The sequence below is a fragment of the Citrobacter sp. Cf132 genome, from assembly GCF_030333885.1.
GTDB classification, from domain to species: Bacteria; Pseudomonadota; Gammaproteobacteria; order Enterobacterales; family Enterobacteriaceae; genus Citrobacter; species Citrobacter freundii.
Genome location: NZ_JAOWFA010000041.1, coordinates 48552 through 62669, shown reverse-complemented (window position 1 = coordinate 62669; position 14118 = coordinate 48552). Strand labels below are relative to the sequence as shown.

Below are 14118 nucleotides of genomic sequence, written 5' to 3'. Positions count from 1 at the left end.
CTCGTATAAGTGAAGCGTTAGCGGGATGAAATAACCAGTTCGTCATAACCGGAAACGGCGCAGGGCTGACGGCTGAATGCCAGAGACGTCAACTCGCCAATCACCAGTTCCAGCGTAGTTCGCACGGTACAGCCCGGCATCATGTGCCCGCCCAGCATCGCGCCGTGTGGGTCAGCAACCGCCAGATGGAGATGCTCGCCGGTAAGTTCCAGCGTGCCGTTCAGAGAGATAATTTCCCACGTACCCGTAAGTAATGTGGTTTCTTCACGTCCGGCGAAGCGCAGAGCAATGTTGGTCAAACTGCCGGTGCAACCCGCTATCCAGGCTGCCTGTAGTTGATGCTGCTGGATAAAAGCGTGTAGCGCTGAAAAGACTTCCTGGCCCGGTAATAAACGCAGCGCATGAAAGCGAGCTTCAGATGGTTGGGGATAGAATGTTGCCATAGTTGAGGGACTCCGAGACTCGGACGTTGCGCTGATAATATAGACGCGGGTTAGGGAGCTTTCTGATATAAATCAGGATTTGTGACATGGCAACGAAATAATCTTGCTACGGTTATTCGTAATTCTGGAATATGGAATAAAAGTCGCGTTGAAGGACGTTAAAATGTGACGTAAGTCAGATAACTGTGTTCTGTTGCTGGACAAACATTCCTTTTATTCCGCGTTTCGCTTATTCTAGCTGAAGCGTTTCAGTCGATTAAATGTTCGACAATTAACCAATTAGTCGCAGTTTGCGACAGGTAAGGTTTCCCTGAGCGATTTGCTGCATTACTCTGTCTGCCACATCGTTTCTGAGAAATCCTTGCAGGAGACCTATGACCGTACGCGTAGCGATTAATGGTTTCGGTCGCATCGGACGCAACGTGGTTCGTGCTTTGTATGAATCCGGGCGTCGGGCGGAAATCACCGTGGTGGCAATCAACGAACTGGCGGATGCTGCAGGCATGGCGCATTTGTTGAAATATGACACCAGCCATGGGCGTTTTGCCTGGGATGTTCGTCAGGAACGAGACCAGCTCATCGTTGGCGATGACGCGATCCGCATTCTGCATGAGCGAACGCTCGATGCGCTTCCGTGGCGCGAACTGGGTGTCGACGTTGTGCTGGATTGTACGGGGGTCTTTGGCAGCCGCGAACACGGCGAGGCGCATATTGCCGCCGGCGCAAAGAAAGTGCTCTTTTCACATCCTGGTAGTCACGACATCGACGCAACCGTTGTGTTTGGCGTTAATCAGGATCAGCTGCGCGCTGAGCACCGGATCGTTTCCAATGCCTCCTGCACCACGAATTGCATAATACCCGTCATTAAATTGCTGGATGATGCTTACGGCATTGAGTCTGGTACAGTCACCACGATCCACTCCGCGATGCACGATCAGCAGGTTATTGATGCTTATCATCCTGACCTGCGTCGCACGCGAGCGGCCAGCCAGTCGATCATTCCGGTTGATACCAAACTGGCGGCGGGCATCACGCGAATTTTCCCGCAGTTTAACGATCGTTTTGAAGCGATTGCGGTGCGTGTACCGACCATAAATGTGACGGCGATCGACTTAAGCGTGACGGTGAAAAAACCAGTAAAAGCCAGTGAAGTCAACCAGTTGCTGCAAAAAGCAGCACAAGGTGCATTTCATGGTATAGTTGACTATACGGAATTACCGTTGGTCTCAGTAGATTTTAACCACGACCCGCACAGCGCCATCGTTGATGGTACGCAAACGCGCGTGAGTGGCGCTCACCTGATCAAAACGCTGGTCTGGTGTGATAATGAATGGGGCTTTGCTAACCGTATGCTCGACACGACGTTAGCGATGGCTGCTATTGGTTTCAGGCTCGACGCTTGAGCGTCGACAAAACTTTATGAATCAACGAGAGGATTCACCATGTCTGTAATTAAGATGACCGATCTGGATCTGGCTGGTAAACGCGTTTTTATCCGTGCGGACCTGAACGTACCAGTTAAAGAAGGGAAAGTAACCAGCGATGCGCGTATCCGTGCTTCCCTGCCGACCATCGAGCTGGCCCTGAAACAGGGTGCTAAAGTGATGGTAACTTCCCACCTGGGTCGTCCTACCGAAGGCGAGTACAACGAAGAATTCTCTCTGCTGCCGGTTGTTAACTACCTGAAAGACAAACTGTCTGCTCCGGTTCGCCTGGTAAAAGATTACCTGGACGGCGTTGAAGTCGCTGCTGGTGAACTGGTTGTTCTGGAAAACGTTCGCTTCAACAAAGGCGAGAAGAAAGACGACGAAGCGCTGTCCAAAAAATATGCTGCTCTGTGCGACGTATTCGTTATGGACGCTTTCGGTACTGCTCACCGTGCGCAGGCGTCTACTCACGGTATCGGTAAATTCGCCGATGTCGCTTGCGCAGGTCCGCTGCTCGCTGCCGAGCTGGATGCACTGGGTAAAGCACTGAAAGAACCTGCTCGTCCGATGGTTGCTATCGTTGGTGGTTCTAAAGTTTCTACCAAACTGACCGTTCTTGATTCTCTGTCAAAAATCGCTGACCAGCTGATTGTTGGCGGTGGTATCGCGAACACCTTCGTTGCTGCTCAAGGTCACAACGTGGGTAAATCCCTGTACGAAGCTGACCTGGTTGACGAAGCTAAGCGTCTGCTGACCACTTGCGACATCCCGGTTCCGACCGACGTTCGCGTAGCGACTGAATTCTCTGAAACCGCACCGGCTACCCTGAAATCCGTTAGCGATGTAAAAGAAGACGAGCAGATCCTGGATATCGGCGACGCTTCTGCACAGCAGCTGGCTGACATCCTGAAGAATGCGAAAACCATTCTGTGGAACGGCCCGGTTGGCGTGTTCGAATTCCCGAATTTCCGCAAAGGTACTGAAATCGTTGCTAATGCCATCGCAGACAGCGAAGCATTCTCTATCGCAGGCGGCGGTGACACCCTGGCAGCAATCGACCTGTTCGGCATTGCTGACAAAATCTCCTACATCTCTACTGGCGGCGGCGCGTTCCTCGAATTCGTGGAAGGCAAAGTACTGCCAGCAGTAGCCATGCTCGAAGAGCGTGCTAAAAAGTAAGAATTTAATGGGCAGGGAAACCTGCCCTTATTTTAGCGCGCTTTAGGGCGCGCGCCCTTTCCAAGGCCGAAGATACAGGACTCGTAAAATGTCTAAAATTTTTGATTTCGTAAAACCAGGCGTAATCACTGGTGATGACGTACAGAAAGTTTTCCAGGTAGCTAAAGAAAACAACTTTGCTCTGCCAGCTGTTAACTGCGTGGGTACCGACTCCATCAACGCCGTTTTGGAAACTGCTGCAAAAGTTAAAGCGCCGGTAATCGTACAATTCTCCAACGGTGGTGCTTCTTTCATCGCGGGTAAAGGCGTGAAGTCCGACGTTCCTCAGGGCGCTGCAATCCTGGGTGCTATCTCTGGCGCGCATCACGTTCACCAGATGGCTGAACACTACGGTGTTCCGGTTATCCTGCACACTGACCACTGCGCGAAGAAACTGCTGCCGTGGATCGACGGTCTGCTGGACGCGGGTGAAAAACACTTCGCAGCAACCGGCAAACCGCTGTTCTCTTCTCACATGATCGACCTGTCTGAAGAGTCTCTGGAAGAGAACATCGAAATCTGCTCCAAATACCTGGCGCGCATGTCCAAAATGGGCATGACTCTGGAAATCGAACTGGGTTGCACCGGTGGCGAAGAAGACGGTGTGGACAACAGCCACATGGACGCTTCTGCACTGTACACCCAGCCGGAAGACGTTGATTACGCATATACCGAGCTGAGCAAAATCAGCCCGCGTTTCACCATCGCAGCTTCCTTCGGTAACGTACACGGCGTTTACAAGCCGGGTAACGTCGTTCTGACCCCGACCATCCTGCGCGACTCTCAGGACTATGTTTCTAAGAAACATAACCTGCCGCACAACAGCCTGAACTTCGTCTTCCACGGCGGTTCCGGTTCTACTGCTCAGGAAATCAAAGACTCCGTAAGCTACGGCGTAGTGAAAATGAACATCGATACCGATACCCAATGGGCTACCTGGGAAGGCGTTCTGAACTACTACAAAGCAAACGAAGCTTACCTGCAGGGCCAGTTGGGTAACCCGAAAGGCGAAGATCAGCCGAACAAGAAATACTACGATCCGCGCGTATGGCTGCGTGCTGGTCAGGCAACCATGATCACCCGTCTGGAACAGGCTTTCAAAGAACTGAACGCGGTTGACGTTCTGTAATTCAGTCTGCTAATGACAAACAAGGCTTCCTCCGGGAAGCCTTTTTTCATCTCGGTTTACTTTGTCACGCAGGTGCCTTTTTCTCCGGCCAGAATTTGCGGGGCATCTTTCAGGGAGCCGATAAATGCCGCGTTCCCTGTCTGTTTGACAAATTGCATCACCGCCGCCGCTTTAGGCCCCATCGCACCATCAGGCGCGGCAAATGGCGTAAGTTCCTCAACGGTGGCATGTCGTAGCGCACGCGCCTGCGGTGTTCCCCAGTTTTCATAAACGGCATCGGCGTCCGTCAGAATCAGCAGATGGTCAGCGTTGATGGATTGTGCCAATACGGCAGCGGTCAAATCCTTATCAATGACCGCTTCGGTTCCCTGGTAACCATCACCCTGTGCAATAACCGGAATACCGCCACCGCCACAGCAAATAACCGTATGTCCCGCATCCATCAGCGTACGGATGGCGTCGCTATCGATAATTTTCAGCGGAGTCGGTGAGGGAACCACGCGGCGAATATATTGCCCATCGGTTTTCATCTGCCAGCCATAGCATGCTTCCAGCTCTGCCTGTTGATCCGGTTGATACACGGGGCCAATATACTTACCGGGAACTGAGAAGGCTTCGTCCTGCGGATCCACCTCAACCCGGGTCATCAGCATTGTGACGGGAGAGTTGCCCGCGGATGACGCCAGTTCCTGAGTAATAGCGAAACCGATCATTCCCTGGCTTTCCGCGACCAGAATATCCAGCGGCCAGGCTGGGGATTCTTTGTATGCTGCATTCTGTAGCGCCAGCAGGCCAACCTGAGGGCCGTTGCCATGAACAATGACCAACTGATAGTCACGGGCTAATTCGGCTGCCATCTCAGCAAATACCTGAATGCTCCGCCGCTGGTTTTCTGCGCTCAAAATTTCTCCGCGCTGTAATAACGCATTACCGCCAAGAGCAATGACAATTCTCTTTTTCATTGATGACCTCATTATGCAAATTATCTCGCGGTCAAAATAACGTTTTATTACCTTTATTATGTGATGGGAGCGACAAGTAAAATATCTACAAAAATAACTCGATAATTAATGATGAACTCAGTCTCTTTATTTAAATTGCCTTGAAAATGATTATTAGACTTTTTTTAATAATGCTGTGGTCAGTTCCCAGGAATTTATAACAATGGGTTTTGTGTGACTTTGTTCAAATGAAATACATTTTTACCCCGATAAGGTAGGCGCAGTTAAAACATCAAACCTCACGTATCGTGTCAGGTAACATGGGGTATTCAGCGGTAATTATTACCGGGAGATTGCTTATGTCTGGTTCATATGAAGTGGCTGAGGCCACAAAGAAAAAGGGAATACCGGCCTGGTGGGTCACCGTTTTCCTGTTCTGGCTCGGATGGATTTTTATGTACGCCGACCGTACGGTGCTCAATCCGGTGATGGGCGAATTAGAAAAGGAATTTGGTTTAAGCGGCACACAGTTAGGTATTCTTAATTCCGTGTTCTATTTTTCTTATGCTTTGCTTCAGGTTCCAGCCGGAATTCTGGGCGACAAAATTGGTAAGAAAAAAGTACTGGTTCCAGGATTTATTCTATTTGGTGTTTTCACCGCGGTTACTGGTTGGGCGAAAAGCTGGTATACGTTGCTATTTGCCCGTGTGGTAACGGGGGCTGGTGAAGGAACCTACTACGGTCCGCAATACGGTCTCTCTTCCGAGCAGATCCCGAAGAAATATCGTTCTCTTGGCAGTGCGATCATCAACAGTGGTATGGCCTTTGGTATTGCGTTGGGTTTGATGACCTCAAGCTGGCTGGTATACGATCAAGGTCATTCGTGGCGCATGCCATTTTATGCGATGGCAGTTCCCTCGGTGTTGGTTGGGGTGGCGATCTGGTTATTCGTAAAAGAGAAGAAACGTACCGCAGATGTTGATGGCGCGCCGGTGAAAAAAGGTAAGTTCAGTGACCTGCTTAAAAATCGTAACTTAATTATTACTTATATAATGGTGTTCTGTAGCCTGTTCGGTTTCTTCGTGATCCTGACCTGGCTTCCCTATTATTTGCAAAATGAACGTGGTATTGCCGGTAGCGAAACCGGGTTTATTTCTTCGCTGGTGGCCTGGATTTCAATTCCCGGAGCGCTGTTATTCTCCAGCCTTTCTGACAAATTAGGCAAGCGAAAACCATTAATTATGTTTCTGGTGCCGGTAGCGATTATCAGCATGCTGTCAATTATTTGGATGCCGAATATGACAGGGGTAATCATTGCACTGTGTGTCTATGGTCTGGTGGGTAAACTGGCACTGGATCCGGTACTGGTCGCTCTGGTTGCCGACAGTGTGGATGAAAATAATTACAGTACTGCATTTGGTTTATTTAACTTCATCGGTATGAGCTCATCTATTTTGGCCCCCATTATTGCCGGCGCGGCACGTGATATGACCGGAAGCCTGGCTTCCAGTTTCTATGTTTCAGCCGTTCTGCTGGCTATCGGTTTAGTTGCAATGCTGTTTTTAAAAGAAAAACGCACATAAAGAGGTAGCGGTAATGATTTACGCCTTTATTAAAAAGGGAAGTTTTCAGGATTCCGTCAGCCTGATGATCATTTCCCGAAAACTTAGTGAACGCCCGGAAGTTGATCAGGTTTCAGTCATGATGGGAACGCCAGCCAATAAATCGATGCTGGATTCCACAGGGTTCTGGCACGACGACTTTGCTGACGCCACCCCAAACGATATTTGCGTCGCGGTCCGAACTGAAGGCGAAGAGCCTGGGATAATGGATTTGATCCGTGAGCAACTGGAAAAAGAGCTGAACGCGATTGCCAGTGCGTCTGGGAGCTCGCATCAACTGGTTAAAGCACGCCGCTTCGAAAGTGCGTGTCAGAAATTGCCTCAGGCTAATCTGTTGCTGGTTTCGGTCGCAGGGGAGTATGCCGCGTCCGTTGCCAGAGAGGGGCTGCTGGCCAACAAAAACGTGATGCTCTTTTCCGATAACGTACCGCTGGAACAAGAAGTTGAGCTGAAAACGCTGGCACGCGAGCGCGGGCTTCTCGTCATGGGGCCAGACTGCGGAACGGCGATGATAGCCGGCAGCCCATTAGCTTTCGCTAACGTACTCCCTGAAGGTGGGATTGGCGTGATTGGCGCGTCAGGTACTGGGATTCAGGAAATTACTTCGCAGATTGCGCTACACCAGCAGGGTGTGAGTCACGCTATCGGTCTGGGTGGTCGCGACCTGAGTGCCGATGTTGGTGGTATCAGCGCATTGACTGCGCTGGAGATGCTGGCTACGGATGATGCCACGCAGGTGATTGCGTTTGTCTCCAAACCGCCGTCGCCGCAGGTGCGAACCCGCATTATTGCCGCAATGCAAAACGTCGGTAAACCGGTTGTCGCACTGTTTCTGGGAAGCAAGCCGGAGCAGCGTCGCGAAGGTAACGTTTGGTTGGCGAATTCACTTTCTGATGCTGCGCAACTGGCGGTATTGCTGATGCGTGTGGCGCAGCAGAGACAGATTCAACCGGAAGTAGCAGGTAAAGGTATTTATGGCCTTTATGCTGGCGGCACGCTGGCAGCTGAAGCCGCTATGTTGCTCTCTGCCGGGCTGGGAGTACCCGTTAGCGAAAGCCACGACCAGGGAGTGATGCTGGAAGGCGGAGGCCATCGCATTGTCGACCTCGGGGACGACAGCTACACCCTGGGCAGACCGCATCCGATGATTGACCCGACGACTCGCAGTATTGAGATCGAAAAACTGGCCGCATTGCCGGATGTGGGCGTACTGCTTCTGGATGTGGTGCTGGGCTATGGCGCTTGTGCTGACCCGGCTGGAGCGGTTGTTGAGGCGGTAGAGTCGGTGCGAGCCAAACGTGCCGCCCCGCTGGTGGTGATTGCCACTCTGACCGGAACCGATGCCGATCCGCAGGGGCGCAGTGGGCAGGCGGAGATACTTCGCGAGGCTGGGATAGCGGTGGTAGAAACGCTGGAAGAGGCAGTTTTACTCGCCGTCAACCTGACACATCACCAGGAACGTAGCATCCCGGCATCCCATAGCGCACTCCTTGACGGCGTACAGGTCATTAACGCCGGATTACGCAGCTTTGCGCTGGATCTGCAAAGCAGCGGTACGCCGGTTGTGCATTATCAGTGGGCGCCTGTTGCCGGTGGCAGCGCCCGTCTTGCCAGTTTACTCAAACAGTTACACTAAGTTCAGAGGTACGGATATGTATTCATCTATTGCACAGGCCAACGAAGCCATTATCGAACGAATTAAAGCCGCGCGTCCCCACTGGGTTGCTGTGCGCCCTGCAAAAGAAGCGGTGGCCGAATTGTCTTCTGGACGCAAATTATTGCACGCTGGTCCGCCGATCGCCTGGGAAGAGATGACCGGCCCAATGCGCGGAGCCTGCATTGGCGCATCATTGTTTGAAGGCTGGGCGGTGACGGAAGAAGATGCCGTGCGGATGCTGGAGCAGGGTGAAGTTGATTTTATCCCCTGCCATCACGTTGGCGCGGTAGGTCCGATGGGAGGAATCACCTCCGCTAATATGCCGGTGCTGGTGGTGCGCGACGTTGTGCATGGTAACCAGTCCTGCTGCAACCTCAATGAAGGTATTGGCAAAGTGATGCGTTTTGGCGCCTACGGTGATGACGTGCAAAAGCGCTTGCGCTGGATGCGCGACACGCTGGCGCCAGTACTACAGGAAGCGCTCTCGCAGATGGAAAACGGCGTCGATCTGACGGCAATGATGGCGCAGGCCATCACCATGGGCGATGAGTTCCACCAGCGTAATATTGCCGCCTCTTCTCTGTTACTGCGTACACTCTCTCCGGTGATCGCTGGCCTGGATCGTCCGAAGACGGAAATCATTGAAGTGCTGCAATTCCTGAGCGTCACTGACCAGTTCTTCCTCAACCTGGCGATGGCCTACAGTAAAGCTGTGATGGATGCCGCGGCGGAAATTAAGGCAGGCTCGGTGGTCACCGCTATGACGCGTAATGGTCGTGATTTCGGCATTCGCGTGAGCGGAACCGGCGATCGCTGGTTTACCGCGCCGGTAAATACGCCGCAGGGTTTGTTCTTTACCGGCTATAGCCAGGCTGATGCGAATCCGGATATCGGCGACAGCGCCATCACGGAAACATTAGGGATTGGCGGTGCGGCAATGATTGCGGCGCCGGGCGTAACGCGCTTCGTCGGCGCGGGTGGTATGGGCGCGGCGCTGGAAACCTCAGAAGAGATGGCGGAGATTTATCTTGCCAACAACCCGCTGTTTCAGATCCCCTCATGGGATTTCAAAGGGGCATGTCTGGGGCTGGATGTCCGCCGTGTAGTCGAAACAGGGATTACGCCACTGATTAACACCGGCATCGCACATAAAGATGCGGGGATTGGTCAGGTGGGGGCGGGAACCGTACGCGCACCGCTGCTCTGTTTTGAAAAAGCGCTTGAAGCTCTGGCCGAACTACATCACATCACCGCCTGATATTGAAGGGGCGGCAAAACCGCCCCTGAGTATTACAAATGAAGACAATTTATGCTCTAGCCTGCGCCGGGTTTTATCGGCTTCCCGATGGCGAATGGAGACGGCATAGCCGTTTTTCGCAGGCGATTAACTTTTGGCGTCCTGAGGGGGAGTTATTGACGTTGCTTCGCCACGGAAAAGGGATGGGGCCGACAGCCGTATTGCTGAGTACCGCGCAGTTTCCCCACGTGGCTCAGATTGAATGGCTAAGCAAACAAGGAAATATCCTGCGAGGGAGAAACATCACAATTTGCCCGCGTCGCATACTGCAATTGCCAATGAACTCCATCGCCATTGCCCCTGTCGACCTCTCTTTTTGTACGCAACACAGTGGCCTCTGTGGAGCGCTAAATCAACCGCTTCACACGATGTCGCACTATTCTGAGATTATTAAGCAGCTTGATTGTTGGTATTGCGGCATGACCCCCGACTGGAGCTGGCTGATCGGATGTGGACCTGGGCTGACGCCTAGCGGTGATGACATGCTGACTGGCATGCTGGCCGTACTGTATGCCGCAGGGTTTTCTGAGCAACTTCAGTATTTTTTACCTCCGGGGGCTCAGCTGGCAAAACTCACTACATCAGTAAGTTGCAGCTATTTGAACAGCGCCAGAGTGGGAGAGTTTTCTACATCAGTGCAGAAGGTCATACGCGGTTTACAACCGGGGCGTGAGTCTTATTTTGCAATTGCGCATCTGCTTGCTGTTGGTCATACCTCGGGAGCAGATATATTGCTAGGGATAGCAATAGCTCAACAGTGGTTACAGAGGAACGATCCAAGGAGAATGCATGCTCGATCAGGAAACAATACGCACTTTTATTTGGGTTGCAGAGACGGAGAGTTTTTCCCGCGCAGCCAGCTCACTCCATAAAACGCCAGCGGCGATCAGCTATCGTATCAAAACGCTTGAGGAGCAGGTGGGGACTCAGCTCTTCATGCGCACCACGCGCACTGTCAGCCTGACGTTGGCCGGACAGCATTTGCTTGAGCATTGTCGACAGTGGCTCAACTGGCTGGATGCGATGCCGGATGAACTTCAGCAAATCAATGCGGGCGTTGAAAGGCAGGTGAATATTGTAATCAATAATTTGCTATATCAGCCGCAAACCACAGCGGATTTGCTGACCTGGCTGCATCAACAATTCCCCTTTACCCGATTCCAGATTTCCCGGCAGGTGTATATGGGCGTCTGGGATTCACTGTTGTATGACGATTTCCAGTTAGCGATTGGCGTTACCGGTTCGGAGTCGCTATCCAATAATATTTCTCTGTTGCCGCTCGGTGATATCAGCTGGCAGTTTGTGGTGGCGCAGAATCATCCTTTGGCTCTCCACCCCGCGTCTGTACTGTCAGATGATATGCTACGTCGATACCCAGCGATTAATATTGAAGATACCTCTCGTACCCTCACGCGTCGGGTCGCCTGGTTGCTTAGTGGACAAAAGGAGATAAAAGTCCCAGATCTTGGCACCAAGCTGGCCTGTCATTTAAGCGGCCTTGGCGTCGGTTTTTTACCGGAGAGGATGTGTCGTCCTTATGTTGAGTCTGGAGCATTGATTGCCCGTGAGGTCATCAATCCACGCCAACCGTCACCGCTCTCTATCGCTTGGAAGAATGCAGGTAGCGGAAAGGTGGTCAGTGAAATTGCCGAAATCTTTAAGCAGAAAGATTCACTGGTCAGCGGGTTCTTGCGGATGATTGATCAACCAACCGAGCATTGAATTTACGAATGCTTTTATTGGATCATGTTGAAAAATGGCATGTTCGGTCTTTTTTGTTTACCTTTAGTACAGTGTTTTTGTGAGAATGATCTCATGAATTTTTTTGACATGACCAAGGAATACTAAATGGAAGATTTGAATGTTGTCGACAGCATAAACGGTGCGGGCACCTGGCTGGTGCGCAACCAGGAACTGCTGTTGAGCTATGCCGTCAACATCGTTGCGGCCATCGCGATTGTCATTATCGGTATGATCGTGGCGCGCATTGTATCAAATACCGTTAACCGCCTGATGCTGGCGCGTAAAATTGATGCCACTGTTGCCGACTTCCTCTCTGCACTGGTGCGTTACGGTATTATCGCTTTCACGCTGATTGCCGCTCTGGGCCGCGTTGGGGTGCAAACAGCCTCCGTGATCGCCGTTCTCGGTGCCGCAGGTTTAGCCGTCGGTCTGGCGCTGCAAGGTTCGCTGTCCAACCTCGCCGCAGGTGTCCTGCTGGTAATGTTCCGTCCGTTCCGTGCGGGTGAGTATGTCGATCTCGGCGGCGTAGCGGGAACCGTGCTCAACGTGCAGATTTTCTCCACCACCATGCGTACCGTTGACGGTAAGATTGTAGTGATCCCGAACGGTAAAATTATTGCCGGGAACATCATTAACTTCTCTCGTGAGCCGGTTCGTCGTAACGAATTTATTATCGGCGTGGCTTACGACTCCGATATCGATCAGGTGAAAAAAATCCTCACTGATATCATTCAGTCGGAAGATCGCATTCTTAAAGACCGTGAAATGACGGTACGCCTGAATGAGCTGGGGGCTTCCTCAATTAATTTTGTGGTACGCGTCTGGAGCAACAGCAGCGACCTGCAAAGCGTCTACTGGGACGTACTGGAGCGTATTAAGCGCGAGTTCGATGCCAACGGCATCAGCTTCCCGTATCCGCAGATGGATGTGAACTTCAAGCGTGTGAAAGAGCGCGCGGCAGAGTAATTACGCGCCCGGAGGCGCTTTTGCTTTCCGGGCCGATAAAAACTTTCTTTCCATTAATTTCCCTAATCTGCGATTAAAATTATCCATTTCCGCTAATGTTTTCCCCGCGCTATAGTCTGCTCCTAAGAGAAACAGTTCGGGATGATTAACGTGTTATCGTATTACTTTCAAGGGCTTGCACTTGGTGCGGCCATGATTCTTCCGCTTGGTCCGCAAAACGCCTTCGTGATGAACCAGGGCATTCGCCGCCAGTATCACATCATGATTGCTTTACTCTGTGCTATCAGCGATTTAGTGCTGATTTGTGCGGGGATCTTTGGCGGTAGCGCCTTGTTGATGCAGTCACCATGGCTGATGGCGCTGGTCACCTGGGGTGGGGTGGCTTTTTTACTCTGGTACGGTTTCGGGGCGTTAAAAACGGCGATGAGCAGTAATCTGGAACTGGCCAGTGCCGAGGTGATGAAGCAGGGGCGCTGGAAAATCATCGCCACCATGCTGGCGGTGACATGGCTCAATCCCCATGTTTACCTGGATACCTTTGTGGTGCTGGGGAGTCTGGGGGGGCAACTGGACGTTGAGCCGAAGCGCTGGTTTGCGCTGGGAACCGTCAGCGCTTCGTTCCTGTGGTTCTTCGGTCTGGCATTGTTGGCGGCCTGGCTGGCTCCGCGTCTGCGCACTGCTAAAGCGCAGCGCATCATCAATACGCTGGTAGGATTAGTGATGTGGTTTATTGCTTTTCAACTGGCAAAAGAAGGTGTTGCGCACGTTCATGCGTTGTTCAACTAAGTGTTGTCTGATGGACAACGCAGCGAGATCGTCTAAGCTTGCCTGCATGTGCCCTGAGTTTCGGGGTAATTATTGAAACATGGAGGAACGACCGTGAAGTTCAAAATAATGGCCCTGGCGGCATTAGTCGGATTCAGCGCACTATCGGTACAGGCAAATGAGTTGCCAAATGGACCGCACATCGTGACTTCCGGAACAGCAAGCGTGGATGCGACACCAGACATCGCTACGCTGGCAATTGAAGTGAACGTTGCTGCCAAGGATGCGGCTTCAGCGAAGAAGCAGGCCGATGAGCGCGTGGCGCAATATCTGTCCTTCCTTGAACAGAACCAGATAGCGAAGAAAGACATTAGCGCTGCAAACCTGCGTACCCAGCCGGATTACGACTACCAGAACGGTAAAAGTATCCTCAAAGGGTATCGTGCGGTGCGCACCGTTGAAGTCACGCTGCGCCAGCTGGACAAACTTAACGCTCTGCTCGATGGCGCGCTGAAGGCTGGTCTGAATGAGATCCGTTCGGTATCGCTTGGTGTTGCCCAACCGGATGCTTACAAAGATAAAGCGCGTAAAGCGGCAATTGATGATGCCATTCATCAGGCTGAACAGCTGGCTGCGGGCTTCAATAGCAAACTTGGCCCGGTGTACAGCGTGCGCTACCACGTTTCCAATTATCAGCCTAGCCCGATGGTTCGGATGATGAAAGCAGATGCCGCACCTGCTGCTTCTGCTCAGGAAACCTACGAACAACCGGTTATTCAGTTTGACGATCAGGTTGATGTCGTCTTCCAGATTGAGCCGACGGCGGGGCAACCAGCTGCAACGCCAGCCAAAACTCAGTAATTGTTGCAGACCCGGCTTTCCAGCCGGGTTTTTTCTGTGAGCAACTGTA

Annotated in this window: 13 protein-coding genes; 11 read left to right on the top strand and 2 right to left on the bottom strand. The window is 52.0% G+C overall.

Annotation, left to right across the window (positions count from 1 at the left end; genetic code table 11):
• Positions 1 to 17: 17 nt before the first annotated feature.
• Positions 18 to 443 (bottom strand): PPC domain-containing DNA-binding protein, encoded by a 426-nt coding sequence (locus OGV85_RS06000; protein WP_003027037.1) that lies wholly within the window; start codon positions 441 to 443, stop codon positions 18 to 20.
• Between the two features lie 374 nt (positions 444 to 817).
• On the opposite strand from OGV85_RS06000, the gene epd reads away from it, so the two are divergent.
• From epd to fbaA, 3 genes are all read left to right on the top strand, one after another.
• The gene (epd, locus tag OGV85_RS05995) at positions 818 to 1846 is read left to right on the top strand and encodes an erythrose-4-phosphate dehydrogenase (RefSeq protein ID WP_003027035.1); all 1029 of its coding nucleotides are present in this window, start codon (positions 818 to 820) and stop codon (positions 1844 to 1846) included.
• A 39-nt stretch (positions 1847 to 1885) separates the two neighbouring features.
• Positions 1886 to 3049, top strand: a complete 1164-nt coding sequence (pgk, locus tag OGV85_RS05990; RefSeq protein WP_003027032.1) for a phosphoglycerate kinase — start codon at positions 1886 to 1888, stop codon at positions 3047 to 3049.
• Positions 3050 to 3137: 88 nt separating this feature from the next.
• Positions 3138 to 4217, top strand: coding sequence for a class II fructose-bisphosphate aldolase (gene fbaA / locus OGV85_RS05985; RefSeq protein WP_003027029.1), 1080 nt, complete (start codon positions 3138 to 3140; stop codon positions 4215 to 4217).
• Positions 4218 to 4273: 56 nt separating this feature from the next.
• Here fbaA and OGV85_RS05980 read toward each other — a convergent pair whose 3' ends face one another.
• The gene (locus tag OGV85_RS05980) at positions 4274 to 5179 is read right to left on the bottom strand and encodes a carbamate kinase (protein ID WP_061547622.1); all 906 of its coding nucleotides are present in this window, start codon (positions 5177 to 5179) and stop codon (positions 4274 to 4276) included.
• A 338-nt stretch (positions 5180 to 5517) separates the two neighbouring features.
• Here OGV85_RS05980 and OGV85_RS05975 point away from each other — a divergent pair, with 338 nt between their 5' ends.
• The 8 genes from OGV85_RS05975 (at position 5518) to OGV85_RS05940 (ending at position 14069) form a co-directional block, all read left to right on the top strand.
• Positions 5518 to 6741, top strand: a complete 1224-nt coding sequence (locus OGV85_RS05975; protein ID WP_003027024.1) for an MFS transporter — start codon at positions 5518 to 5520, stop codon at positions 6739 to 6741.
• Between the two features lie 13 nt (positions 6742 to 6754).
• Entirely contained in the window at positions 6755 to 8416 is a 1662-nt protein-coding gene (locus tag OGV85_RS05970) for an acyl-CoA synthetase FdrA (RefSeq protein WP_061547621.1), read from the top strand.
• A 16-nt stretch (positions 8417 to 8432) separates the two neighbouring features.
• Positions 8433 to 9695 carry a YlbE family protein gene (locus OGV85_RS05965; RefSeq protein WP_048232768.1) on the top strand — a complete coding sequence of 421 codons (1263 nt, stop codon included), beginning with the start codon at positions 8433 to 8435 and terminating at the stop codon, positions 9693 to 9695.
• 38 nt (positions 9696 to 9733) lie between these two features.
• Positions 9734 to 10606: an oxamate carbamoyltransferase subunit AllH family protein gene (locus OGV85_RS05960; RefSeq protein WP_071524481.1), complete on the top strand. Its 873-nt coding sequence runs from the start codon at positions 9734 to 9736 to the stop codon at positions 10604 to 10606.
• Positions 10524 to 11456, top strand: a complete 933-nt coding sequence (gene allS, locus OGV85_RS05955; protein ID WP_061547620.1) for an HTH-type transcriptional activator AllS — start codon at positions 10524 to 10526, stop codon at positions 11454 to 11456. The genes OGV85_RS05960 and allS overlap by 83 nt, the downstream gene beginning before the upstream one ends.
• 126 nt (positions 11457 to 11582) lie before the next feature.
• Positions 11583 to 12443: a small-conductance mechanosensitive channel MscS gene (locus OGV85_RS05950; RefSeq protein ID WP_003027007.1), complete on the top strand. Its 861-nt coding sequence runs from the start codon at positions 11583 to 11585 to the stop codon at positions 12441 to 12443.
• 150 nt (positions 12444 to 12593) lie between these two features.
• Positions 12594 to 13229 carry an arginine exporter ArgO gene (gene argO / locus OGV85_RS05945; RefSeq protein WP_003027005.1) on the top strand — a complete coding sequence of 212 codons (636 nt, stop codon included), beginning with the start codon at positions 12594 to 12596 and terminating at the stop codon, positions 13227 to 13229.
• Positions 13230 to 13322: 93 nt separating this feature from the next.
• Positions 13323 to 14069: an oxidative stress defense protein gene (locus OGV85_RS05940; RefSeq protein ID WP_003027002.1), complete on the top strand. Its 747-nt coding sequence runs from the start codon at positions 13323 to 13325 to the stop codon at positions 14067 to 14069.
• The last annotated feature ends 49 nt before the right edge of the window (positions 14070 to 14118 follow it).

Excerpts from the sequence above, each read along its gene's own strand:
- OGV85_RS05965 (WP_048232768.1), top strand. The coding sequence starts at position 8,433 with ATGTATTCATCTATTGCACAGGCCAACGAAGCCATTATCGAACGAATT.
- OGV85_RS05975 (WP_003027024.1), top strand. The coding sequence starts at position 5,518 with ATGTCTGGTTCATATGAAGTGGCTGAGGCCACAAAGAAAAAGGGAATA.
- OGV85_RS05950 (WP_003027007.1), top strand. The coding sequence starts at position 11,583 with ATGGAAGATTTGAATGTTGTCGACAGCATAAACGGTGCGGGCACCTGG.
- OGV85_RS05980 (WP_061547622.1), bottom strand. The coding sequence starts at position 5,179 with ATGAAAAAGAGAATTGTCATTGCTCTTGGCGGTAATGCGTTATTACAG.
- fbaA (WP_003027029.1), top strand. The coding sequence starts at position 3,138 with ATGTCTAAAATTTTTGATTTCGTAAAACCAGGCGTAATCACTGGTGAT.
- allS (WP_061547620.1), top strand. The coding sequence starts at position 10,524 with ATGCTCGATCAGGAAACAATACGCACTTTTATTTGGGTTGCAGAGACG.
- pgk (WP_003027032.1), top strand. The coding sequence starts at position 1,886 with ATGTCTGTAATTAAGATGACCGATCTGGATCTGGCTGGTAAACGCGTT.
- epd (WP_003027035.1), top strand. The coding sequence starts at position 818 with ATGACCGTACGCGTAGCGATTAATGGTTTCGGTCGCATCGGACGCAAC.
- OGV85_RS06000 (WP_003027037.1), bottom strand. The coding sequence starts at position 443 with ATGGCAACATTCTATCCCCAACCATCTGAAGCTCGCTTTCATGCGCTG.
- OGV85_RS05960 (WP_071524481.1), top strand. The coding sequence starts at position 9,734 with ATGAAGACAATTTATGCTCTAGCCTGCGCCGGGTTTTATCGGCTTCCC.
- OGV85_RS05970 (WP_061547621.1), top strand. The coding sequence starts at position 6,755 with ATGATTTACGCCTTTATTAAAAAGGGAAGTTTTCAGGATTCCGTCAGC.